Below are 1,092 nucleotides of genomic sequence, written 5' to 3' on the forward strand. Positions count from 1 at the left end.
TAAACTTTATGCTGCCATTTTGTCCGCAGCCATCTGTCTGGCTGTATCCGGTGCGCCTGCATGGGCGTCTGAACATCGGTCCACGCTGAGCGCGGGGTATCTTCATGCCTCGACGAACGCTCCCGGCAGTGATGATCTGAACGGGATTAACGTGAAATACCGTTATGAGTTTACGGACACGCTGGGGCTGGTGACGTCATTCAGCTATGCCAACGCTGAAGATGAGCAAAAAACGCATTACAGTGATACCCGCTGGCATGAGGATTCCGTGCGTAACCGCTGGTTCAGCGTGATGGCGGGGCTGTCTGTGCGCGTGAATGAATGGTTCAGCGCGTATGCGATGGCGGGCGTGGCTTACAGCCGTGTGTCGACCTTCTCCGGGGATTATCTCCGCGTAACTGACAACAAGGGGAAAACGCACGATGTGCTGACCGGGAGTGATGACAACCGCCACAGCAACACGTCTCTGGCGTGGGGGGCTGGCGTGCAGTTTAACCCGACCGAATCCGTGGCCATTGACCTTGCTTATGAAGGTTCCGGCAGTGGCGACTGGCGCACTGACGGTTTCATCGTGGGTGTCGGTTATAAGTTCTGATTAGCCAGGTAACACAGTGTTATGACAGCCCGCTGGTTCAGGCGGGCTTTTTGTGGGGTGAATATGGCAGTAAAGATTTCAGGTGTACTGAAAGATGGGGCGGGTAAACCTGTCGTAAATTGTGCGATTGAACTGCGGGCCAGAAGAACCAGTCCGACCGTTGTGGCACACGTTGTTGCCACTTGCGTGACGGACAATAACGGTGCTTATGTGATTGAGGCTGAGCCGGGGTATTACGAGGTTGCGCTTCACTGTAACGGCTGGCAGCCAACCCGTGTCGGGGATATTGATGTGGCACCGACTGATGCACCGGGGACACTGAACGCGTTTCTGAATGCACCAAAGGATGGTGATTTACGTCCGGAGGTGATGAAGCGCTTTGAGGAAATGGTGGCGCAGGCGCAGCAGAGTGCCGGGGCTGCAGCCGGAAACGCACAGCAGACGGCGCAGGATGTGGCGGCAGCCGCAACGGCCCGTGATGATGCACAACGTTTTGC

At 56.2% G+C, this 1,092-nt stretch carries 2 protein-coding genes; both read left to right on the plus strand.

What is annotated here, in order from left to right; all coding sequences use genetic code 11:
* A partial coding sequence (locus ABZJ92_RS21935) for an Ail/Lom family outer membrane beta-barrel protein (RefSeq protein ID WP_353745880.1) occupies positions 1–595 on the plus strand: 595 nt, incomplete at its 5' end.
* A gap of 21 nt (positions 596–616) precedes the next feature.
* Positions 617–1,092 (plus strand): prophage tail fiber N-terminal domain-containing protein (locus tag ABZJ92_RS21940; RefSeq protein WP_254523068.1); only part of this gene is annotated, 476 nt, incomplete at its 3' end.

The organism is Shigella sp. FJ200513 (assembly GCF_040495915.1).
In the GTDB taxonomy this organism is placed as follows: Bacteria; Pseudomonadota; Gammaproteobacteria; order Enterobacterales; family Enterobacteriaceae; genus ECMA0423.